At 65.4% G+C, this 23,226-nt stretch carries 20 protein-coding genes; 9 read left to right on the plus strand and 11 right to left on the minus strand.

All coding sequences use genetic code 11. The features are described 5' to 3' along the window. Positions 1-4: 4 nt before the first annotated feature. Positions 5-2,290 (minus strand): glycoside hydrolase family 3 N-terminal domain-containing protein, encoded by a 2,286-nt coding sequence (locus TZ00_RS07015; RefSeq protein ID WP_044440509.1) that lies wholly within the window; start codon positions 2,288-2,290, stop codon positions 5-7. A gap of 22 nt (positions 2,291-2,312) precedes the next feature. Continuing rightward, the gene (locus TZ00_RS07020) at positions 2,313-3,533 is read right to left on the minus strand and encodes a family 1 glycosylhydrolase (RefSeq protein ID WP_044440510.1); all 1,221 of its coding nucleotides are present in this window, start codon (positions 3,531-3,533) and stop codon (positions 2,313-2,315) included. A 124-nt stretch (positions 3,534-3,657) separates the two neighbouring features. Here TZ00_RS07020 and TZ00_RS07025 point away from each other — a divergent pair, with 124 nt between their 5' ends. From TZ00_RS07025 to TZ00_RS07040, 4 genes are all read left to right on the plus strand, one after another. Beyond that, positions 3,658-4,263, plus strand: coding sequence for a TetR/AcrR family transcriptional regulator (locus TZ00_RS07025; RefSeq protein WP_044440512.1), 606 nt, complete (start codon positions 3,658-3,660; stop codon positions 4,261-4,263). A gap of 74 nt (positions 4,264-4,337) precedes the next feature. Then, positions 4,338-5,468: a GDSL-type esterase/lipase family protein gene (locus tag TZ00_RS07030; protein WP_044440514.1), complete on the plus strand. Its 1,131-nt coding sequence runs from the start codon at positions 4,338-4,340 to the stop codon at positions 5,466-5,468. Positions 5,469-5,552: 84 nt separating this feature from the next. Further along, a complete protein-coding gene (locus tag TZ00_RS07035; RefSeq protein WP_202965829.1) occupies positions 5,553-6,500 on the plus strand; it encodes an alpha/beta hydrolase fold domain-containing protein in 948 nt (315 codons plus the stop codon). Between the two features lie 103 nt (positions 6,501-6,603). Beyond that, positions 6,604-8,340, plus strand: coding sequence for a family 43 glycosylhydrolase (locus TZ00_RS07040; protein WP_202965830.1), 1,737 nt, complete (start codon positions 6,604-6,606; stop codon positions 8,338-8,340). Here TZ00_RS07040 and TZ00_RS07045 read toward each other — a convergent pair. Then, positions 8,337-9,209, minus strand: a complete 873-nt coding sequence (locus TZ00_RS07045; RefSeq protein ID WP_044440520.1) for a MurR/RpiR family transcriptional regulator — start codon at positions 9,207-9,209, stop codon at positions 8,337-8,339. The genes TZ00_RS07040 and TZ00_RS07045 overlap by 4 nt on opposite strands. 112 nt (positions 9,210-9,321) lie before the next feature. Between TZ00_RS07045 and TZ00_RS07050 the strand changes: the two genes are divergently transcribed. Together TZ00_RS07050 and TZ00_RS07055 are read left to right on the plus strand one after the other, a co-directional pair. Next, positions 9,322-10,587, plus strand: coding sequence for a metal-dependent hydrolase family protein (locus TZ00_RS07050; RefSeq protein WP_044440522.1), 1,266 nt, complete (start codon positions 9,322-9,324; stop codon positions 10,585-10,587). Then, a complete protein-coding gene (locus tag TZ00_RS07055; RefSeq protein WP_044440524.1) occupies positions 10,584-11,831 on the plus strand; it encodes an alpha/beta hydrolase in 1,248 nt (415 codons plus the stop codon). Before TZ00_RS07050 ends, TZ00_RS07055 begins: the two co-directional genes overlap by 4 nt. 47 nt (positions 11,832-11,878) lie before the next feature. Here the strand turns inward: TZ00_RS07055 and TZ00_RS07060 are convergent, their stop codons facing one another. Next, a complete protein-coding gene (locus TZ00_RS07060) occupies positions 11,879-12,544 on the minus strand; it encodes a TetR/AcrR family transcriptional regulator (protein ID WP_044440526.1) in 666 nt (221 codons plus the stop codon). 94 nt (positions 12,545-12,638) lie between these two features. Here TZ00_RS07060 and TZ00_RS07065 point away from each other — a divergent pair, with 94 nt between their 5' ends. The 3 genes from TZ00_RS07065 to TZ00_RS07075 all read left to right on the plus strand — a co-directional run bounded on the left by TZ00_RS07065 (position 12,639) and on the right by TZ00_RS07075 (position 15,592). Further along, complete coding sequence (locus tag TZ00_RS07065) at positions 12,639-13,538, plus strand: SDR family NAD(P)-dependent oxidoreductase (protein WP_044440528.1); 900 nt, start codon at positions 12,639-12,641, stop codon at positions 13,536-13,538. A 138-nt stretch (positions 13,539-13,676) separates the two neighbouring features. Then, on the plus strand, positions 13,677-14,471 hold the full coding sequence (locus TZ00_RS07070; RefSeq protein ID WP_044440530.1) for a sugar phosphate isomerase/epimerase family protein: 795 nt from the start codon (positions 13,677-13,679) through the stop codon (positions 14,469-14,471). Next, the gene (locus TZ00_RS07075) at positions 14,471-15,592 is read left to right on the plus strand and encodes a Gfo/Idh/MocA family protein (protein WP_044440532.1); all 1,122 of its coding nucleotides are present in this window, start codon (positions 14,471-14,473) and stop codon (positions 15,590-15,592) included. The genes TZ00_RS07070 and TZ00_RS07075 overlap by 1 nt, the downstream gene beginning before the upstream one ends. An 80-nt stretch (positions 15,593-15,672) precedes the next feature. Here TZ00_RS07075 and TZ00_RS18740 read toward each other — a convergent pair whose 3' ends face one another. The 7 genes from TZ00_RS18740 to TZ00_RS07110 all read right to left on the minus strand — a co-directional run bounded on the left by TZ00_RS18740 (position 15,673) and on the right by TZ00_RS07110 (position 23,117). Further along, the gene (locus tag TZ00_RS18740) at positions 15,673-16,629 is read right to left on the minus strand and encodes a sugar phosphate isomerase/epimerase family protein (RefSeq protein WP_052521375.1); all 957 of its coding nucleotides are present in this window, start codon (positions 16,627-16,629) and stop codon (positions 15,673-15,675) included. A gap of 36 nt (positions 16,630-16,665) precedes the next feature. Then, positions 16,666-17,277 (minus strand): nucleoside deaminase, encoded by a 612-nt coding sequence (locus TZ00_RS07085; RefSeq protein WP_044440534.1) that lies wholly within the window; start codon positions 17,275-17,277, stop codon positions 16,666-16,668. 40 nt (positions 17,278-17,317) lie between these two features. Then, positions 17,318-18,841 (minus strand): GMC oxidoreductase, encoded by a 1,524-nt coding sequence (locus TZ00_RS07090; protein ID WP_044440536.1) that lies wholly within the window; start codon positions 18,839-18,841, stop codon positions 17,318-17,320. Further along, positions 18,834-19,988, minus strand: coding sequence for an ROK family protein (locus TZ00_RS07095; protein WP_044440538.1), 1,155 nt, complete (start codon positions 19,986-19,988; stop codon positions 18,834-18,836). Before TZ00_RS07095 ends, TZ00_RS07090 begins: the two co-directional genes overlap by 8 nt. Before the next feature lie 78 nt (positions 19,989-20,066). Beyond that, complete coding sequence (locus TZ00_RS07100) at positions 20,067-20,891, minus strand: carbohydrate ABC transporter permease (RefSeq protein ID WP_044440540.1); 825 nt, start codon at positions 20,889-20,891, stop codon at positions 20,067-20,069. Then, on the minus strand, positions 20,888-21,805 hold the full coding sequence (locus tag TZ00_RS07105) for a carbohydrate ABC transporter permease (RefSeq protein WP_044440542.1): 918 nt from the start codon (positions 21,803-21,805) through the stop codon (positions 20,888-20,890). Before TZ00_RS07105 ends, TZ00_RS07100 begins: the two co-directional genes overlap by 4 nt. 4 nt (positions 21,806-21,809) lie before the next feature. After that, entirely contained in the window at positions 21,810-23,117 is a 1,308-nt protein-coding gene (locus tag TZ00_RS07110; RefSeq protein WP_044440544.1) for an extracellular solute-binding protein, read from the minus strand. Positions 23,118-23,226: the final 109 nt, after the last annotated feature.

A 23,226-nucleotide genomic window follows, 5' to 3' on the forward strand; every position in this document is an offset into this window, starting at 1 on the left:
ATACTCATCGTGCGGCGGTCGGGGTAATGGTAAGAACGTTATTCAGAGCAGTCGCCGACGACGGGCCAACGCCGAGCTCGATAGTGGTCGCATCCTGCACCCAGCCGCGATCAGCAGCGCTCCAGTAACGCAACTGCTCCGGGCCAAGGGCGAATGTCAGCGTGCGAGACTCGCCCGCTTCGAGGTGCACGCGCTGGAAACCCTTCAGCTCACGCACCGGGCGCGCAGCGCGCCCATGACGCTGGTGGATGTAGAGCTGTGCCACCTCGTCCGCCGCAACATCGGACGTGTTCGTCACATCGACTGTCACGGCTACGGTCTCGCCTACCTCGACGCTCGCGCGCTCGAGCTGGACATCGCCGTAGGTGAAGGTCGCGTAGCTGAGACCATACCCGAACGGGTACAACGAGGTGGACTCTTCATCCCAATACCGCTTGCCCTGGTTCTCGGGCTGGAAGGTGCGCAGATGAGACGAGATGATCGGAACCTGCCCGACATGACGCGGCCACGTGAACGGCAGGCGCCCGGCGGGCGACACGTCGCCGAACAGCAAAGCTGCAACGGCGTCGCCTCCGCGAGTTCCCGGATACCAGATCTCCAGAATCGACGGGATATGCACATCCGGCCACCTCAGATCCAACGGGCGACCAGACATCACCAGCAGAACAACCGGCGTACCGGTCTCCGCGATCCGCTGAAGCTGCTCGAGCTGCCGACCCGGCAACGCGAGGGTCGACGAAGAAGCGGTCTCACCGATCTGATTCTGCCGCTGTCCGACGACGACAACGGCCACGTCGGAGTCCGCAGCGAGGGCGACCGCCTGCTCAATCGCCGCATCATCATCGTAGTCATCGGGCGTGCCCACGACTGTCGGGTCGTGCTGGTCGAAATCCGACGCGAAGAGACGCGAGGGAATCCCTGCACCGAACGCGGAACGCACCTCGGCTGCGCCCGCGACCCGTGCCCGGATGCCCTCGACGATCGTGATGGTCTCGTCTGTGTCATGCGAGAACACCCAGGGGCCAAGCGTGTCACGCTTGCTGTCCGCGAGCTCACCGATGACCGCGATCGAGCCGAGCGACTCGAGTTGCAGAGGAAGCAGACCGTCATTCTTCAGCAGCACGGCCGAGGACTCGGCCATCGCCCGAGCCCGATCGCGGTGCTCCGGGGCCGCGAGAACCGCGTCCTCCGCCTCCTCATTCGCATAGGGGCTCTCGAAGAGACCCAGATCGAACTTGACCGCGAGGATCCGAGTCACGGATTCGTCGACGGCACTCTCCTCGACAAGTCCCGCTCTGACCGCCTCCGGCACGGACGCGAAAGCGGGATCGAACATGCACATCTCCATGTCCAAACCGGCCGTAACCGCTCGAACCGCCGCGTCAGTCAGGTCGGCCGCGAAGTGCTGGGCCGTAAGAGACCGCACCGCATTCGCGTCCGAAACGACAAAACCGGTGAAACCGAGCTCGTCTCGAAGCACATCCCGAAGGAGCCACCGATTACCGCTCGCGGGAACACCGTTGAGCTCCATATACGCGCTCATCACATTCGCCGCACCGGCCTCGATCGCCGCCGCGAACGGCGGCAGATAGACATTCCGCAACTCCGAATCGGACACCTCGACCTCGTCGTAGTCACGGCCACCGCGCGCGGCACCATAGGCCGCGAAGTGCTTGGGGCCGGCGAGGATGCTCTCCGGACCGAACGAGCCCTGAAAACCTCGTACCTGGGCGGCAGCCATCGCAGCCCCGAGATGCGGATCCTCACCAGCACCCTCGACGATACGACCCCACCGAGGATCCCGGCCAATATCGACCATCGGAGCGAACGTCCAGTGAATCCCACTCGCACGAGCCTCGCGCCCAGCAGTCCTCTGCGACTCCTCGACCGCGTCAGGATCCCACGACGCAGCCTGTGCAATCGGCACAGGAAACACGGTGCGGTGTCCGTGAACGACATCGAAACCAAAAATCAACGGGATGCCCAGGCGCGTGTCCTCGACCGCGGAACGCTGAAGCACATTCGCCATCCTCGCCTCCCGCACGAACAAAACAGACCCCGTCGCACCCCGCGCAATCGCATCCCGCACCATCGCCGGCTGCCCGACGAACTGCCGATGCTCAGGAGGCAGCGCGTCAATATCGATATCCGCCGGCGCCTCACCAAACGAACCGAAATAGAAGTACTGAGTCAGCTGACCCGCCTTCTCCTCCAGTGTCATCCGACCCAGCAGGTCGGCAACCCTCTCGCTCGTCGATGCGGTCGGGTTCTGGTAGAGGTGCTGCGACATGGTGTAGGTCCTCAGTAGCGGGTCAGCGAGCGGCGGCGAGGGACTCGGAAGTCGGGACCCCCCGACGGGCGACACGACCGAGCCAGCCGAGGCTGGGCTTGGGATGCCGCGCGAAAGTCGTCCTGTCGACGGCGATGAGCCCGAATGTCGATTCCCAGTCACCCCACTCATAGTTATCGAGGGCCGACCAGTGCAGGTAGCCACGAACGTCGATTCCCTCTGCCATCGCCTCCGCGAGGTGCGCCAGCGCCTCCGAGGTATAGGCGATCCGACGTTCGTCGTCGGCCGTGGCGATGCCGTTCTCGGTAATCAGTGCCGGGATGCCACCGGTCACGTCGGCGGCATTGCGCACCGCGATGCCGAGAGCATCCGGCCGGTAGGCCCAGCCGTTGAGTGTGTTGGCGGGATCCTCGACGTGGGGAACGATGCCGACCGCGTCGATCAGCTGGCTCGTGTACGCCTGAACGCCGATGAAATCGTCTTCTCGCGACGCCTCGAGGAACTTGTCCTCCCAGACGTACTTGATCTCGGCGAAGCGATCCTCGTTACCCGGAGTGCTCTGAAACGCCTGACCCGCTACGCTCCAGCCGACCTTCCCTGACACAGATGCGCGCAGGATCTCACGCGCGGCCGCGTGGGCCTCGATCAGCCGATCGCCGATCGCCAGAGGAGGCACCACTCGTGCAAGAGCCTCGGAGTGGTCCGCCGCTGCAGCATTCTGGTCAAAGGTGCCGTCCTCGATAGCCCTCATCATCGGCTCTCGCAGCGACATCAGGGCGAGAACATTCGGCTCGTTGATCGTGATGATGTACGGCACGTCGGCGAGGATCTCGGTACTCGCCGCGACGAACGAGCGGAAGCGGTCGATGGCCTCCGGGGCGAGCCATCCGCCTGCCCGCTTGAACCAGGCAGGCACGGTGAAGTGCTGAATGGTGACAACCGGGGTCAGCCCTGCCTCCAACGCCGCGTCGATCATGCGCCGGTAATGCGCCAGCTCCGCCCGGGAGATATGCCCCTCGACCGGTTCGATCCGAGCCCACTCGATCCCGAACCGGTAGGCGTTCAGACCAGCGTCGGCGAGAAGCTTCATATCTTCCGCATATCGGTGGTAACTGTCGAGGGCGTCACCGCTGCGCTCGAACAACTGCGGGAAAGCCTGCTCTTGGGCCCACCAGTCACTGTTGAGGTTGTTGCCCTCGACCTGGTGGGGGGATGTGCTGGCGCCCCAGAGGAAGTCAGTCATTGCTGTGATCCGTTCATTGAAGGAGAAACGGTGCGCCCTGATACGCCGAAAGCACCATCGCTGTGTACTTTTCGTACGCTAGCATAAACCTCATCGCAGTGAGAATTTCGGATCAGAGGAGATCATGACAGCGCAACGGGGGCCATACTCCAAGACACCCGAGGTTCGTGCGCGCATCATCGAAGCAGCGTCCGGCATCTTCGCCGCGTCCGGGTACCGCGGCACCACGATGAAGGATGTCGCTGCCGCCTGCGGTCTGACGGCCAAGGGCGTCTCCCACCACTTCTCGTCGAAGGATGAGCTGCTGATGGCGGTGCTCGCAGATCGCGACATTCAAGCAGGGCGCGCTGCCGAAGGCGCCTCGGACGGCGCCCCGGATATCCTGTTCGACGCCCTCGCTGAATCGCTCCGCAAACCCCGGCTCGTCGAGCTGTATTCCGTACTCTCCGCCGAAGCGATCGCGCCCGATCACCCAGCTCATGCGTACTACGAGGAACGCTACGCGCGCATCCGGGCCGAGCTGTCGCTCTACCTCGAAACGATCGCGAGCAAACCGCTCGGTGACACGGAGCTCTCCGCAGTCGACTTCGCGACACTGCTCGTCGGCGTCATCGACGGACTTCAGATCCAATGGCTGTACGACGAACAGTCCGTGGATCTGGAAAGACTGGTACGCGCCTTCGTCCGACGCCTCATCGCCTCCGGGTCGCACGAACCAACGCGTTCATGACCGACCTCGGATCCGCGCCGACGCCTACGCCGCCTCAATCGGCGGACATCTCTTCTCCAACAGAAATCAGGCCAATGACGAAGCTCGACGCTGAAACGTGGATCGCAGGGTGGACCCAGGCTGTGACCGACATCGGCCAGGCCCCTGAAGTTTCTGACGTGACGATGAGGATTCAGGTTCGATTGACTCTTGCCGGGTCAGCGATTCGTTTTGTCTTGTCGAATCGCCTCGGCACCGCCCCGATCCTGATCGGCGAAGCTGCGGCGGTCTTCGCCGACAGGAGTGCGCCAGTGTCCTTCGACGGGCGCCCGTGGGGCGAGATACCCCCCGGCGGAGAACTGACAAGCGATGCTCTGGCCACCGACGAAAATGACGGCCGTGACGTCGTGATCGATGTGTATCTGCCCGAAGCGACAACGCTCTCGACGGGCAACATCGCTGGCGCCGCATGGAGCCCGTCCGATGCGGGCAACCACGTCGGAGACCCCGTGGATGCGCCCGTCGTCACACCATCCGTCACTGCACCCGATGGCACCTCGTTCACACGTCCGACGCCTCTCCTCCGGGCCGTGGAGATCCTGAGCCACGACGTCACGGCTGTCGTGGCCTGCCTGGGCGACTCGATCACAGCGGCAGGATGGCCGGAACGGGCTTCAGCCCTGCTGACGCACAAGAAGGTCGTGCTGCTGAATCGGGGCATCTCAGGGAACCGCCTGCGCCGCGACGGTGCGGGACCGGCCGGATCGTTCTTCGGGCGCTCAGGGCTCGAGCGCTTCACCAGTGATGTGCTGGGCACGTCCGGAGTCACCCATGCCGTTCTCGCTCTCGGGACCAACGACCTCGGCCATCCGGGAACACCCGCCGCGCCGACGGAGACGGTCCCTTCTGCAGAGGATCTGATCAACGCGCTCGACGTCCTCGTCAACAGATGCGTGGCAGCCGACGTTGTCCCGATCCTGGCGACGATCACCCCTTTCCTCCCCGCCGACGGCTATGACGCCGATCGAGAACGAACACGGCACGAGGTGAACGGGTGGATCCGCGCCGTTTCTCCCCCGGCCCGGTTCCTTGACTTCGACCTCGCACTCCGTTCGTCGTCCGACCCCTCTCGACTCGCAGATGAATTCGATAGCGGCGACCATCTGCACCCGAACGGTGCCGGCCAATCGCGCCTCGCCGAGGCGTGCGTTGCTCTTTTCGCCTAACCACGACTGACCACCGCAACAGACGCAGCCCGCGCCGACCTCTCTATCCCTCTCTCAGCACCACAAAACGAAGGAGTTTGCACCGTGCCGTTCGAAATTCACCCAGACCTCGCGCCGATGTTCGCGGCCATGGCCGGCGACACACCTCCACCACCAGTCGGACGGGGCGATGTCTCTACTCTTCGCGCCCTCGGCGAAGGCGGCCTCGCAATGGTTCGCGAGAACCAGCCCGAGTATCCCGAGGTGAACCGCCGCAAGGTCGTCATCCGCTCGTTCGACGGGGCAGAGATCGCGGGTCGATGGTATTCCGCGGCCGACGATTCCGCCCCGGGGTCTGCTGTTGTGTACCTCCACGGTGGCGGAATGGTACTTGGCAGCGTCGAGCTCTTCGACCGAACCGTCGCGGGGTACGTGGCCGACAGCGGCGTGCCCATGCTGGCGGTCGACTACAGAACGGCCCCGGAGAACCCTCATCCCACGCCCGTCGAGGACTCGTACGCCGGCCTGGTCTGGCTTCGCGAGCAAGCAGCAGTTCTGGGCGTCGATGCAGACCGGATCGGCGTTATGGGCGACAGCGGCGGTGGCGGTCTAGCTGCGGCGGTAGCCATCCTCGCCAGGGAGCGCGGGGTCACCCTTGCGCGGCAGATCCTCATCTACCCGATGCTGGACGACCGGAATACAGTCCCAGATCCGCACCTCGTGCCCTTCGCCGGCTGGACCTACGACAGCAACTACACCGGTTGGCATGCGCTTCTCGGAGACTCCATCGGCTCACGCGATGTCCCATCGTCGGCGGCTCCCGCACGTGAAACCCACTTCGCGGGCCTCGCCGACGCATATATCGAGGTCGGCGAACTCGATATCTTCCGCGACGAAGACGTGGAGTACGCCCGCGGACTATCCCGCGCCGGTGTTTCGACCGAATTGCACGTCATTCCCGGATGCCCGCACGGATTCGACGTGCTGACCGCAAGCACCCCCGTCGTTCAGCGGTCACGCGCAGACAGGGTACGCGTGCTCCGCTCGCTCTGATCGGATGTCGAACGTCGAAACATCACTTACTGACTTACCGCAATTCCCCTCACTCCTCAGGAAGGACCCGACTATGGCCTCGGATCTAACATCTCAACACCGCGTGACGTGCAACCCCGTCGATCTGGCGTATCGATATCAGGACGCCAGCATCCCGCAGCACTCGCGCGGCGTCTTCCGTGAAGCAGCAGACCCATCGATCGTTCGATACAACGATCGCTATTACATGTTCGCGTCGATGTCGCGCGGGTTCTGGCATACGACCGACCTGGCGACCTGGACCTTCGCAGCGACTGACAAACTGCCGATCCTGGACTACGCGCCCGATGTGCGCGTGATCGATGGAGCCCTGTACATCTCAGCATCCCGCCGAGACGAGGGCTGTCCCGTCTTCCGGAGCACCGATCCCCTTGCCGACGACTTCGCCGAGGTCGCCGTGAGCGCCTTCCCCTTCTGGGATCCGAACCTGTTTCAGGACGACGACGGCTCGGTGTATTTCTACTGGGGTTGCGACAACAAGGAGCCCCTGTACGGCATCAGGGTCGACCTCGATGGGTTCCGCCAGATCGGCGAGCGCGCCGAGCTGATCAACTCGGACACGGAAACCCGTGGTTGGGAGCAGCCCGGCGAGAATCACGTACGCCAGGAGCCTCGTACCGAGATGGAACGGATCATCGCCCAGCACATGGGCACTCGACCGTTCATCGAGGGCGCCTGGATGGACCGGCGCGACGACACCTACTACCTGCAGTACTCGGCACCCGGCACCGAGACCAACACCTACGCAGACGGATACGCGACCTCGTCGAGCCCCCTCGGCCCGTTCGAATACTCGCCCTACAGCCCGTTCTCCTCCAAGCCCGGAGGATTCATCACCGGCGCGGGACACGGAAGCACCTTCCAGGACGACTTCGGAAACTGGTGGCACGCCGCCACCATGCGGGTATCCATCGCGCACTCGTTCGAGCGGCGCATCGGCCTGTTTCCCGCCGGCTTCGACGACGACGGCGTGCTGTTCTGCAATCAGAACTTCGGGGACTACCCGATGGTGGTCCCCAACGGTCCTATCGACCCGTGGACCGAGGCGTCACCGGGCTGGATGCTGATGTCCCGCGGAAGCAATGCCACGGCGTCATCCTCTCTGGAGGACCACGGCCCGGCCCTCGCCGTCAACGAGGACATACGCACCTGGTGGGTGGCCGGCGACTCCGCCGCAGGGCACTGGCTGCAGCTCGATCTCGGCAGCGCCAAAGACGCACGGGCGATCCAGGTCAATCTCGCAGACCACGACCTCGCGGCATTCGCCCCCGCCGTACCTGACCCCGCGCCGAAAGACCACGAGGTGCGCGGAATCTATACCGACATCCAGGCCCCCGAGTACACGCTCGAGGTATCGACTGACGGAGACTCATGGGCCACCGTCGCCGACACACGTGAGGACGGAGTAGACGCGCCACACAAACTGGTGGTTCTCAGCGAACCGACTCCGGTGCGCTACGTGCGCCTGACCGGCTACCGGATGCCGTTCGGCGCCCCGCTCACGGTCAGCGGCATCCGCGTGTTCGGCGTGGGCGGCGGGGAGCAGCCTGCCGAGGTCTCGGCGACAGTGAAGCGGGTGGATCCCCTCACTGCGCACCTCTCCTGGGAACCGGTGGCCGGAGCAGACGGGTACAACGTGCGCTATGGCATCCACCCGGAGAAGCTCTACCACAGCTGGATGGTCTACGACGCCGATGAGCTCACCATCCGCTCCCTGAACGCAGGGCAGCGCTACTGGTTCGCCGTGGATGCGTTCAATGAATCCGGGGTGACGACGGGTGTGACCGTCGCCGACGCCTAACGTCGTTTTCGCATGATCCTCAGCGCGTCCCAGCTCGCCTCGGATGCCGCAATGCTTGCGCGTGAATGCTCGACATCGCGTGAGGCGACCTCCACGGCGATGGCCTGGGCCAACGCAAGGCTGGGTACGAGCGACGGAAAGAATCCCGCCCCTTCGGAGGGCACGACGACCACTATCGTTGCGTCCTTCGTCACCTCCGAGGCCTCATCATCAGTGATGACAACGACCGCCGCCCCCGCCGCCGCCGCTATGGCGGCGGCGCGGACGGTGCTGTCGTAGACGCGCCACAGGCTGAATATCACGACGACATCGTCTTGCGTCAGCCGCGCGATCGAATTGGCCAGGCCCGCAACGTCTGCGTCGAGCAGCCGGATGTCATACCCGGCGATCCCGACGTTGTGCTCCAAAGCACGCCCTGGCACCGCGTAACTGCCTCCCGCTATCACCCATGTGCGGCGCGCTCGGACTATTGCGTCGGCGACACGATGGAGCAGGTCGGCGTCCACAGAACGTCCGAGGTAGGCGAGGTTGGCCTGATCGGTTGAAATGGCAAGCCTGCACGGATCCTGGGCCGCCGCCTCATGCTCAGCGGCGACCTCGACGGCACTCAATGACGAGAGGTAGCGCGAGCGGAACTCGACCTGGAACTCGGCCCACCCGTCGTACCCGAGAGCCTGCGCCGTGCGCGTGACAGTCGATGCGTTCGACCCGGCCGCCTGGGCGACGTCGGTGACGGAGGAATACGAGGCGAGTCTCGGCTGGGCCCTGAGCACAGCGAGCACCTGGTCCTGGCGCGGGGACAGCCTCTTCTCCCCCAGTCGCGCGGACAGCCACGCGGTCACGCCCCCGGTGTTAATTCCCTGTTTCATCGGTTGACCCCTCGTCGATGACCACCCTAATCTCTACATATGCCTGCACAACTCCGTGCATCGCCAGTATTTTGCACAAGGTCAACCACCATGACTGAGTAGAGAACACACCATGACCCGTATCCCATCCCAACCGAGCACGACCGAGACCGGCAACGTCGTTATCACCGGCGGTAACGTTCTCGACGTCGTCGCGGGTATAACGCGCACGGCAGACATCCGAATCGAGAACGGCCGCATCCGCGAGATCGGCATCGACCTGAATCGCAGCGGCGCGGAGCAGATCGACGCAACGGGCCGCGTAGTAATGCCAGGCCTGATCGACGCACACGTGCACCTCACGGCCTTCAGCGCCGACTTCCGAGAACTCGAGCGCAACGCCCCGTCGTACATCTATGCCCAGGGCTCCCGGATCATGCGCGAGACCCTGCAGCGCGGATTCACCACCGTGCGCGATCTCTCCGGAGCCGACCATGGAATGGCGCGGGCACAGGAAGAGGGACTTCTCGTCGGCCCGCGCATCTTCTACTGTGGCCACGCCCTGAGCCAGACCGGTGGCCACGGCGACATGCGACTTCCAGGCGAAGACCACGCTCCCGGCTCTCGCGGCTGCTGCGGGATCGGAACCGTGGCCGATGGCGTCGACGCCGTGCGGGCCGCGGCTCGCGACGAGATCCGCAAGGGTGCGCACCACATCAAAATCATGGCCTCAGGAGGAGTGTCCTCGCCGACGGACCGCATCGACTCGACCCAGTACTCGGTTGAAGAGATGGAGGCAGCTGTCGGCGAGGCCACGGCCGCCAATCGCTACGTCGCCGCCCACGCGTACACGGCGCGCGCGATCAACCGCGCCCTCCGGGCCGGAGTGCGCTCGATTGAACATGGCAACCTGCTCGACGACGAGAGCATCGCCCTCTTCCTCGAGCACGACGCGTTTCTCGTACCCACCCTCGTGACCTACTGGGCGCTGAAGGAGGAAGGCCGCGAATTCGGTCTGAGCGAGGGGATGTGGCAGAAGGTCGACACGGTTCTCGAGACGGGGCTGGATGCGATCCGTCGCGCCCACGAGGCAGGCGTCAATCTGGTCTATGGTTCCGACCTGCTCGGCGGCATGCAACGGCACCAGAACGAAGAATTCCGCCTGCTCGCACAAGTGCAGCCGGCCATCGACGCTATTCGCTCGGCAACCGTGACCGCGGCCGAGCTGCTCGAACGCTCCGGCGAGCTCGGAGTCGTCGCGGAAGGAGCCATTGCTGATCTGCTCATCCTCGACGCCGACCCGACCGTCGACATCACAGTGCTGGCAGACATCGACAAACATCTCGTCTCGGTAATCCAGGGCGGGCGCATTGTTACGACAGAAGGGATCACACGATGAGGTACGAGACTGGCTGGCGAGAGCCTGCTACAGGGCGACGCGTAGAAGCACTGCGAGCAGAACTGGCAACCACGGACGACAGGGCAAAGGTCATCGCCGAGTTCTGGGCCGAGGTGGAAACGGAGGGCGCACCCCTGGTCGCCCCGATCGACGGCGACGACGACGGAGTCGCCGTCACGTTCCTGTGGCGCGACGACACCGGAACGACAGAGCACGTCGGGCTCGGCGGCGGACTCGTGCTCAATGACTGGGAGCAGCACCTCCTTCGACGGCTTCCCGACACCGACGTCTTTCATCTGACGCTGCGCCTGCCGCGGGATACGCGCGTGGCGTATCAGTATGCGCCAGACATCCACGGCCATTGGGACCCGTGGCTGGAGACCGCTGAACAGTGGCCGGTTTACAGCAGATTCGTGCACGATCCACTCAACCCTCCGGCGCACCTCGACCGCGACCCCTACCCCTCGTCGGTGCTCGATCTCGACCCAGGACGCGATGTCGACCTTGTAGCGGCGCTGGACCGACCGGCATCCGGATCATTGACCGAACATCAGCTGGTGAGTACCGCGCTCGGAGGCGAGCGACACTACTGGGTGTACCTGCCGCCGGGAGAAGAACCCGTAGAGAACGTACTGTGGAGCTTCGATGGAGCCAACTGCCTCGGCGGCATCAGGCCACCCCAGAACCTCGTCCAATCCCTCGTGTCCTCAGGCACGATCGCACGCACGGCCATCGTCTTCATCGACAACCCCTACCAGAGCCGCCAGGCGGAGGTGCTCTTCGAGGTACCTCTCGACGAGTTCGTGTGCAACGAACTCGTGCCGCACGTGCGCAGCCACTACGAATTCCCGGCAGAGCGAGAACGCAACATCATCGCCGGGTTCAGCGGGGGCGGCGAGGCCGCCATCATCACGGCGGCACACGAATCCGCTCTCTTCGGCAAGGTCATCGCGGGATCGCCAGGCATCGCGTACATGCGCCGCGGGCACGAGCCACGAGAGCTCTATGCTCGTTTCCGCGCGGCCCTCCCCCCGCAGGACACCCGCTTCGTGCTCACCGTCGGCGAGCTCGAGGTCGACCGCGTCTACGACATTCCTTCGCTCTACACCGCCGCCCACGAGTTCACGGAGATCCTTCAGGAGGCGCAGTTCGACGTGACACTGTTCACGGGGCCGAACGGTCACGACTACTTCTCGTCCCACGTCCTCTTCGCGCGCGGACTTCAGCATCTCCTGACGCCCTAGGCAGCACCGGGAGACGTCGAAGCTCATGACCTCCACGCCCGACCACCCTATTGGCGGGCCAGGGTCCCGCTGATGAGTGTGGCGACGGTATCTTCGAGGAAGGCATGGGGGTCGAGATTCAGCGACGCCAGCGCAGGGTCAGCCTCGTAGGCGGCGAGTGCGCTGGCGGAGGGGCGACCATAGGACGACAGAGAGCCCGCCAGCATCAACGCCAGCGCGGAGACGGTCCAGGCACCGTTGCCGAGTTCCGGCACGTGCCGACGGATGGTGTCCGCGCATGCCGCCATGCTGGCGCTGGCCGACCGCTTGTGCCGCACCACGACCTCGACAGACACGTTGTGCTCCAACACACTCCCCTGCGCGTTGAGGAGATCACACAGCACGGCCTGGCGGACGAGGGACGCACTGAGCACCGCGGCCACCTGATCGACACGCTCCCGTAGCGAGCCGCGCTCGTCGACACCGATGGCCAGTTCCCCTGGCAACTGCGCGACCCACGCCTCCAGAGCATTCTCCAGCAGCTCCAGCAGCACGGCCTCACGGGATTCGAAGTACCGCAGCACGTTGGACTTGGCCAATCCGACCCGCCGGCTCAGCTCATTGAGGCTTATCTCTGCCACCGACATCTCGGCGAGCATCTCCGTCGCGGTCTCCAGAATCGTCTGGCGCCGCACCTCTCGCTGCGCCTCGTTGCGTGCCCGTTGAAATGCCATGCCACATTTTACAGACCGTCGACCTCTTGACACCAGACCATCGGTCTTTTACTCTTGGCGTACAAGAGACCGATGGTCCACTAAGGAGTCTGCTGTGAAGTGGAATGAGCGCGACATCCCCAGCCAGAAGGGCAGGGTGGCGGTCGTGACCGGCGCCAATACCGGTCTCGGCTTCGAAACCGCCCGAGCGCTCGCCGAGCACGGAGCGACCGTCGTGCTCGCCGTACGGGACGTTGCGAAGGGCAAGCAGGCGGCCTCGCGCCTCACCGGCGATGTCTCCGTGCAGGAGCTGGACCTGACATCTCTGAACTCGATCCGCGCTGCGGCGGATAACCTGCATGACACGCTTCCCGGCATCGATCTGCTGATCAACAACGCCGGCGTTATGTTCACACCGCGGCAGACCACGCGCGACGGGTTCGAGCTGCAGTTCGGCACCAACCATCTCGGCCACTTTGCGTTTACTGGACTGGTCCTGGACATGCTGCTCCCCTTAGCCAATTCTCGCGTGGTGACGGTCAGCAGCGTCGGCCACCGCCTCCGGGCCGACATCCATTTCGACGACCTGCAGTCACAGCAGTCCTACAGTCGGGTCGCAGCCTACGGGCAGTCCAAGCTCGCGAACCTGATGTTCACCTACGAACTGCAGCGACGGCTCGCACGACACAGCACCACGATCGCCGTCGCCGCACACCCCGGCTTCGCGAACACAGACCTCGTGCGGAACTCGCCCGGCATGCTGCGCGCGATCAACCCGATCATCTCACCCCTGCTCAGCCAGAAACCGGAGATGGGCGCCCTACCGTCGCTGCGCGCCGCCACCGACCCCGCGGTCTTGGGCGGTCAGTATTACGGACCGATCGACCTCGGCGGAAACCGAGGGCACCCGGAGATCGTCGCATCCAGCCCGAGGTCCTACGACATGGCCATCCAGCAGCGCCTGTGGTCCGTCTCCGAGGACCTCACCGGCGTGACGTTCCCCGAGCTCGGCTGACCGGATCGACGCCCGACAGTCGTCGTGGTTGGTGCGGCGAATACCGACTATGCGAGTCCGCACCGCCTGAATGTATGCGCATCCCGCCGCGACAACTAGGCTTGTCGCACACCCCGCACGCACTCATCGAGGAGACGCATGACCGCGACCATTTCGCTCCAGCTCTACACGGTTAAGGAGGCGCTCGCCGCCGATCCGGATGCGACGCTCGGGAGGATCGCCGACATCGGATTCACTGCTGTCGAGCTCTTCGGCCTGCCGTACTTCGGCGATGCCTACGCGGCGGGGCTCGCGAAGCACGGCCTCACCGCGCCGAGCGCCCACGTGCCACTCGCGACCGGCGAGCTCGAGGCATCCTTCGATCTGGCCGAGAAACTGGGCGTGCACACGGTGATCGAGTCGTTCACCCCGCCGACCCTCTGGGAGAGCGCCGACGAGATAGCCCGCCTCGCCGATCGTCTCAACTCGGCGGTCGAGCCCGCCGCCGCCCGCGGCATGCGCGTCGGCTACCACAACCACGACGGCGAGATCCGCAATCGTGTCGAGGGCGTCACGGGCCTCGACCACTTCGCGAGCCTGCTCGACCCCCGCGTCGTTCTCGAGGTCGACGCCTACTGGGTGGCCGCGGGAGGCGAGGACCTCGTCGAGTTCCTCACCCGCAACGCCGACCGCATCAAGTTCATCCACGTGAAAGACGGCTCGCTCACCGGCGACCTGCCCAATCAGGTGCCCGCCGGCCACATCTCGGGCGAGGCGCCTGAGCACCTCTCGAGCCAGCTTCCCGCAGGTCGGGGCGTCGTGCCTCTCGCCGCCGGCCTCGATGCGGTTGCCGACCTCGAGTTCGCCGTGGTCGAGTTCGATGTCTACTCTGGCGACATCTTCGAGGGCATCGCCGAAGCCAGACAGTTCCTCGTCGAGAGGGGGCTCCGCTGATGAGCACCACCACCTACAGCCCGGTCGGTTCCGGCCCCGTCGGCATCGGCATCATCGGCGCCGGCGCGATCAGCGACCAGTACCTCTCGAACCTCACGACATTCCCCGACGTGCGCGTCGTGATGATCGGCGATCTGGATGTCGCACGCGCCGCGCAGCAGGCCGAGAAATACGGCGTGCCGCGTTCCGGACGCGCCGACGAGGTACTGAAAGACGACGACGTCGAGATCGTGATCAACCTCACGATTCCGGCGGTGCACGCCGAGCTCTCCTCCGCAGCGCTCACCGCCGGAAAGCACGTGTGGAGCGAGAAGCCGATCAGTCTCGACCGCGAGAGCGGACAGGCGCTGCTCGACCAGGCATCGGCATCCGGCCTTCGCATCGGCGTCGCGCCTGACACGATCCTCGGACCGGGCGTGCAGAGCGCGTTGCGCGCGATCGCTCGCGGCGACATCGGCCGACCGCTCACCGCGATGACCGCATTCCAGGGACCCGGACCCGAGTCGTGGCACCCGAACCCCGACTTCTTCTTCGTTCCCGGCGCCGGACCGCTGTTCGACATGGGGCCGTACTACCTCACGACGCTGGCCTGCATCTTCGGCTCGTTCACCGAGGTCGCCGCGATCGGCTCGCGCGCGCGAGACATCCGGGTCATCGGATCGGGCCCCCGCGCCGGAACCGAGCTGCCCGTGACCGTGAACACCCAGATGAGCGCGCTCGCCCGCTTCGAGGGTGGCGAATCGTCGCAGAGCATCTTCAGCTTCGACTCCCCGCTGCGGCGTTCGGGCTTCGTTGAGATCACCGGCGAGACCGGAACGCTCGTGCTGCCCGACCCGAACATGTTCGAGGGAGTGAGCACGCTCGTGCGCGGCGAGGAGAGCGTCGAGCTGGCCGAGACCGGATTCGCCGGCGGCCGCGGATCGGCCGTGTTGGAGATGGCCAGGGCCATCCGGTCTGGTGGCGCCGACCTGCTGCCGGCCGAGCTGGGCTACCACGTGCTCGACGTGATGACCGCGATGGAGGAGTCGTCGGAGGCCGGCCAGTTCGTGCGCGTCGAAAGCAAGGCCCCTGCATCCCCGGTCCTCCCGGAGTCCTGGAACCCGACCACACGCACCCTGTAGCGCGCATCCGCGCCACCTCGGCGCATCCGCCCCCGTTCGACCAGGAGCGGATGCGCCGAAAGGGCGCGGATACCGACGCGTCAGGCCGGGATGGTGGCCTCCAGCCAGGCGCGACTGGCCTGCGCGCTCGCGAACGGCTCCATGCTGGCGCGGTCGACCTCGATGATGATCCAGCCTCCGAAGCCGTCGGGCAGGGCAGAGAGGATGCCGTCGAGGTCCATTCCGCCGAGCCCCGGCTCGAGGAACAGCCCCTGGTCGGTGGCATCGCGGTACGACGTGGCCGTCGCCCGGCTGGCAGCGGCCACGTCGAGGTCAAGGTCTTTGATGTGCAGATCCACCAGACGATCCGAGTACTTGGTCAGGGTCGCGACCGGGTCGATGCCCGCCCACGCGAGGTGCCCGACATCGAACGACGCACCCAGCAGATCCGGCGAGATGGCCGAAAGCACCCGGTCGATCTCGTGTTCCGTCTCGACCCAGGTGCCCACGTGGTTGTGCAGACCAGCTCTGATGCCTTCCGAGGCGAGCACGCTCGCTGCCTCGCCGAGCACGTCGATCACCCGGTCGAGCCGGCCCTCGTCGAAGACTGCACCGACGGCCACGGATTCGAGCGTGCGCACCGTGCCGGGAGCCCACGACACCTCGGGAGCCAGAAACACCGACGACAGCCCGAAGAAGTTCGACTCCTCCGCCTTGCGGCGCACGCCATCGAACCAGCGCACGAACGAAGCGCTACCCGGCGCCAGAGAAACCCCGTGGTCCTCCGGCAACGCCACCGAGCAGTACCCGGGGGCTACGCGAAGGCCCGTCTCACGCAGCATGCGGGCGTAGTTCTGCAGCGTCTGCGTGTCGAGCACCTCCATCATGGTCGCGTCGAAGCCCGAGCGGCGCACCTGCGCCAGCACATCCGGGTACTGCTCCCGAAAGCTCGGCTCGGCGAAGAGCCAGAGGTCATCGCTGGTCGGGTCCGCCGGGTCGGCCTTGATGTTGATCCACTGAATAGGGTTGAGCGCGAACTGCGAGCGGCTGAGCGTCATGGTCTTCTCCTGAAATGTAAGTAAAGCCGGATGCCGTCACTCGGCCGCGCGGGCGTTGTACACGACCGCGCCACCCGCATCCACGTGCTCGCGGTAGTCGCGGAACACCGCGAGGGCCTCGTCGCGGGTCACGTCTTGCACAACGGCGATACCGCGCGCTTCGAACTGCGGAGCCCAGTCGTCGCGCATCGGACCCTCGTCGAACGTCGTGATCTCCTCGAGCTCGGGCCCATCGCCGGCGACGACGAGCGTGCGCACTCCCGACCACAGCGTCGCGCCGTAGCACTGCACGCACGGGCGCCAGTTCACGACCAGCTCATGCGCGGGCTGTCCTTCGCCGCCGAGGTCCCAGGATCCGATGCGCGTCTGCGCGAGCCCGAGGGCGGTGACCTCCGCGTGCGCCGACGAGACCCCGCTCTTCAGCACCACGTTCACGCCCACCGACACGATCTTGCCGGTGGCCGACTCGACCACGATCGCGGCGAACGGTCCCCCGCTGCCCTCTCTGAAGTTGCGGGCGGCGAGCCGGTGCACGAGCCGCATGCGCTCCTCATAGCTGCCGAGCGCATCCGGCACGTCGGCGAGCTCGTCGGCGATCCAGTCGGGCAGCTCGATCGAATACGAGGTGGCCAGGGTGTCGATGTTCATTGTTGTCCTTTCGTAAGACGAATCGGATGCGCGGGGCCGGTCAGGCGGTCGGCACACGAAGGCGGGCGACGGCTCGCGCCGCGCGCACCGCGGTGATGACGCCCGTGAGCGTGGCGTTGCCGATGACCGGCGTCGGGATGACCCCGTTGCCGGCCAGATAGAGGCCGTCGACGCCCCAGACCTTGCCATCCGGGTCGCAGACGCTCGTGCCGTCATCGGTCACACCCATGCGCACCGTGCCGGTCTGGTGCAGCGACGATCCTGCGGCGAGCACCGCCGACTCGGTCTCGGGGTCGAACGCGCCGAAGCGGCGGGCGATGAGCCCGGTCGTCTCCGACGCACGTTCGATGAGGGCGCGGTCTGTATCGGTGTAGTCGAACTCCACGGTGATGCGCGGCATCCCCATAACGTCGGTCTCCGACTCCGAGAAGACGAGTCCGTTCTCTGCTCGCGACTCCACCGGTGTGTAGAGCGAAACACCCACCGAGTACGCGAGCGCATTGTCGTGATCGTCGACGTAGACCGTATTCATGATCTGCCCGTGGAAGGGCTGAGCGGCCCCGTTCTGCGGCAGCCACAGCGAATCTGTGGCGAACTCGCCCTCGAGCATTCGCGGAAGATCGTCAAGGGTGAGCCCGAAGCGCTCGAGATCCATCAAGACCCGGCTCGTGACGAATGCGTGCTCGTTGAGGTAGCGTCCGAGCGCGGCCGGGCGAATTCCTGATGCGAACAGCAATTGGGGGGTGCGGATCACGTCGGCGCAGACGACCGTGACCGACGCCTCGATGTCGTACTCGTCACCTGATCCGATGTCACGCACCCGCGCACCGGTCGCACGACCGCCGTCGTGCAGCACGGCCGTGGCGAGCGTTCCCGCCCGCAGCTCGAATGCGTCGTCACCACCCTCGGAGATCGGGGGGAAGATGCGGCTCGGTCCGGTGCGCGGCAGGGGCCCGGATGCGCCGGGCTCCACGGCCATCGGCATGGCCTGCGGGCGCCGGTCATCCGGCCCGGACGCACCGAACAGCTCATCGAGAACCTCGAGAACGACACGCCCAGGCACGGTCGGCCCCAGCACGCTCGGGTGCACGCCGAGCAGCTCGCGTGCACGATCGAGATCCGCCTGCCACTGCTCGGCGTCGCCGAGGTCGAAGGTCTCGTCGCCGGCGGGCCAGGGCGTGGCCGCGGTCCAGTGCACGCCCATCCCGCCGACGTTCCACGCGAGCGCGCTGGCCGGCATCGCGGTCGCGTCTTCGCCGAGGGCCGACAGGTTGTACATGCCAGGCTCGACAGAGCGCAGCTCGTCGGTGATGTCGGGAGTCACATTGGCTCCGGTGTACATGCCCTGGATGCCCGACGCGACCCTCTGGTTGTACCGCTCCCAGATGGCGGGTTCGGGGCTGTCGTGCAGGTGAAGGCCGGGCACTCCTCCCACGGGCGGTGCCCCGTCGATCATCAGGATGCGTGCCGCGGGGTCGGCCTCGCGCAGCAGCCTGGCCACCGAGGCTCCCATGATTCCGCTGCCGACGATGAGGATATCGGGGGCGTTCTGCGAGTCAGACATTCAAAGCTCCTGGTTCATATGTTGAGACGGTCGGACCGAAGAACTCCGCGTCCATACGATCGAGCACGAGCTTGACCGCTCCGAGCAGGGGCGCATCCGAGCCGATCGTCGTGGCACGCACATCGATCGACAGAGCTCCGAGCGCCTCCAGCGCAGCGGTCACGCGAGGCAGCAGCACATCGCCGGCCACCTCGAGCCCTCCGCCGAGCACGATCATCTCCGGCGCGATCGTCCATGCCAGCGACGACAGCAGCCGGGCGACATCGTTTGCGAAGTCGTCGAGCAGCACGAGCGCTTCGGCATCGCCGGTCCGCGCTCGTTCCACGAGAGCCGCGGCCTCACGACGCTCGGCCACGAGCGGCGAGGTCAGGAGGCCGAACGGCTGATACTCCATGCGCGACGCGTCGAGAACTCCGGCCTCCACGATCTCGCCCGCTGCCCCTCGAAATCCACGGTGCACATCGCCCTTGATAACGATGCCGACACCGGTGCGGTTGCCGAGGATGCACCACGCGAACGTGCTCGTCTGCTGAGCGGCCCCGCGCCAATGCTCGGCGAGAGCGGCCAGGTTGGCGTCGTTGTCGGCGAACATCGGAATGCCGAGATGCGCTCCGAGTTCGTCGGCGAGGGCGAATCCGTTCCATGCGGGCGCGTTGATGAGACGGTGCACCACACCGTCTTCATCGATAGCGCCACCGGATGCGACGGCCCCGGCGCGCACCCGGTCGCGGGGCATGCCCGACTCGCGAATCGCCGCATCCACCGCCTCGACGGCGTCGAGCATCGTCTGGCCGGTGTCGGAGTAGTCGTGCAGTGTGAGCAGCCCTCGTCCGAGCACACGGCCCCGGATGTCGGAGACGGCCGCGCTGGCAGCATGCGTATCGATACGCACAGCCACCACAAGAGATCGGTCGGCCTCGAACGCGAAGAAGCGCGGAGGCCGACCGACGTCGACGTGCACGGGTGTCACCTCGACGGCCCAACCGCTCTCACAGAGTCGGCCGAGAATGAGTTCGACGGTGCGCCTCGACAGCGCGACCTGCGCGACAAGGGTGGCCATCGTGACGGGTTCGTCATGTTCTGCGAGAGCGCGCAGCACCACAGACGTGTTCAATCGGCGCATCGCGCTCGGGTCGAGTCCAGGCATACGTTCACTCTCGCAGACGGCTGTCGAGGAGCGGCAGCACCGGGTCGTACGCACCCTCGACCAGGGCCACCGGGGCCATCACTTGAGTCCCGTTGCGACGATTCCCTGCACGAAGTAGCGCTGCAGGAACAGGAACAGCACGAGCACCGGCAGCATAACGACGACCGCGCCGGCAAGAACGAGGCCGTAGTCCTTCACGTTCCCGGCGGCCTGGCTCATGGCCGCGAGGCCGACGGGCAGGGTGTAGCTGTCGGCGCTCTGGGCCACGATGAGCGGCCAGATGAAGTTGTTCCACGATGCGAGGAACGACATGATCGTGACCGTCGCCACAGCCGGGCCCGCGAGCGGCAGGAAGATCTGAAAGAAGATGCGGATCTCGCTGGCGCCGTCGATGCGGGCGGCCTCGAGCAACTCGTCGGGGATACCGGCGGCGAACTGCCTCATGATGAAGATCGAGATCGGCAGCACGAGGCTGGGCAGGGCGATGCCCGCGAGGGTGTCGACGAGGCCGAGTTGCACGGTCACCACGAACTGGGGAACGAAGGTGGCCGAGAAGGGCACCATCAAGGCGATCAGCACAGCCGCGAACGCGATGCGCTTGCCGCGGAACTCCAGCTTGGCCAGTGCGAAGCCGGCCATGGATGCCGCGATGATGTTGCCGATCACGATGACGACCGCCACAACGATGCTGTTGCTCAGAAAGGTGCTGAAGCCGTTCTTCGAGAAGAGCCTCACGAAGTTGTCGAACGTCGCCTGTGTCGGCAGCCACGCGCCGGGGTTCGCCAGAATGTCGCCGGTCGTTCGCAGCGATCCGGAGATCACCCAGACGAAGGGCAGCACCGTGATGATCACAAGAACGATGAGTGCTGTGTAGAGCACGGTGGGGCGCAGACGTCCGGTCATGAGCGGCTCCTCAGCAGACGGAATTGGAGGGCGCTCACGGCAGCCACGATGATCAGCAAGATGAACGACGCTGCGGAGGAAATGCCGAAGTTGCCGAAGCCGAACTGGTGGTAGGTGAACAGCGCCATCGACTCTGTTGAACCGAGCGGGCCGCCGTTGGTGAGCAGATAGGGCTCGTCGAACACCTGCAGAAAGAAGACCGACAGCAGAACCGAGACCAGCAGCGTCGTGGGCATGATGAGCGGAATCGTGATCGACCAGAGCCGCCGCCAGGGGCCGGCTCCGTCGAGGGCCGCGGCCTCCTTCACATCTTCCGGCACAGACTGGAGCCCGGCCAGGAACAGGAGCATGGCCGTGCCGAAGTTGCGCCAGATGCCGAGCAGAAGCACCACGGGCATCGCGAGATTCTCATCGCCCAGCCAGTTGGGGCCGGCAAAACCGAGGTTCGCCAGCACCTCGTTGACCGTGCCGTTCTGGTTGAACGCGTACTGCCAAATGAGGGCGACCGACACGATGTTCGTAACGACCGGCGCGTAGAACAGGCCACGGAAGACCGACCTGAAACGCCGGATGCCGTTGTTCAGCACGAGCGCCAGCGCGAAACCGATGACCATGGTCACGGGCACGCCGACCACAACGAAAATCAGGGTGTTGAGAATAGCCCTGACGAAGTTCGGATCGGAGAGCAGCGAGACGTAGTTCTCGAGGCCGGAGAAATCGACGCCGAACGGCGTCTGCAGATCTGCACTCTTCATGTCGGTGAGGCTGATGGCCAGCGACGAGATGATCGGGATCGCCGTGAAGACGACGAAGATCACCGCGAAGGGTGCGAGGAAAAGCCACGCTATCCCGGTGTGCGGGGGGCGCCGCCGCGTGAGCGGCGCCCCCGTCTTTGCCTGCAGGGCGAATGCCATGAGATCAGTCCGAGCCCGTTCCGATGCTGTCGGCCTGCTTCTGGGCGTTGGCCATGGCCTCCGCCGCAGTCTCCTTGCCGCGGGCCACCTGCTCCAGCTCCTTGCCGAGCATCGTCGACACCTCGTTCCAGGTGCTGGCGGCAGGCATCGGCTTGACGTTCTTCATCTGCTCGAGGAACGGTGCGAGCAGGGGCTGGTCGGCGATGGACGAGTCGCTCCACGCGTCGACGACCGCGGGCAGGCTGCCCGCCGCCTTGTACTGAGCGACCTGCGTGTCTTTCTCGGCCATGAACTTGATCGTCTTCCACGCGGCATCCGAATTCTTGGATTTTGCGGTGACGCCCCAGCTACCGCCGGCGAGTTGGCCGACGCTTCCATCGGGCCCGGCCGGAAGAACTGCGGTCTTGATGTGAGCCGCGGTCCAGCCGGGTTCGGCGGCGGTCGTGTCGAGAGTGGCGATCACCCACGGTCCACTGATCATCGATCCGGTTTTGCCGGAGACGAGGTACGGCTGGGCGTCGAGGAACTGCGGGGTGTCGGGTGACGAGACGCCCGATGAGAAGAAGGATGCGTTGAACTCAGCCGCCTTCACCATGCCGGGGGTATCGAGCGCCCACGACTTTCCGTCGGCACTGAGCAGGGACTCGCCTGCCTGGTAGCCGAAGATCGCGAGGTTCTGGCCGTTGTAGGTGTCCCATCCGACGTCAGCACCGTAGCCGCTCTCGGCGCCGCCCTCCTGGAGCTTCTTGAAGAAGGGAATCGTCTCGTCCCACGTGGTGGGCGCGGTGGCTCCGGCATTCTGCGCGAAGTCGTCGCGGTAGATGAGCAGTCGCGTGTATGCGTACCACGGCACCGAATAGGCCGTGCCGTCGACCTCGCCGGCGGCCCACGAACCCTTGAAGAACGACGACGAATCGGCAACGCCGTCGGGAACGGGTGCGAAGGCGTTCGATGCGAGGAACTGGGTCTGCGCTTCGGTGTAGAGGAAGGCGACGTCGGGGGCGGTTCCCGAGGCGATAGCGGTCTGCAGCTTGGTGTTGTAGTCGTCGCTGGGCACGAGGGTCACTTCGACGTCGACATCGGGGTTGTCGCTCTCAAACGGAGCGAGAACCTTGTCGAGGGCAGTGGCGTCGCCGTCGGGCGCCCACAGGGTGACCTTCCCGCTGGCCTTGCTGTCGTCGATGCTGCCGGCGGCCTGGGGTGCGGCACCGTCGCTGGAGCGACCGCATCCGGTGGCGATGATCGCTGTCGCTGCGAGGATCGCAGCGAGTGGAATGAGGCGGGAGCGCCTCAGTGCAGGGCGGGTCTTCATGGGTGGCTCCTCGGGATGTCGGTGGGACTGTGGCGGGAACTGGTGCTGGATTCGAATTATGCTACTTAGTTGCAAAATTGGCCAGAAAAAAGTTACTGGCGTCGTGGAA

Origin of the sequence: Agreia bicolorata, from assembly GCF_000938265.1 — a bacterium.
Lineage (GTDB): Bacteria > Actinomycetota > Actinomycetes > Actinomycetales > Microbacteriaceae > Agreia > Agreia bicolorata.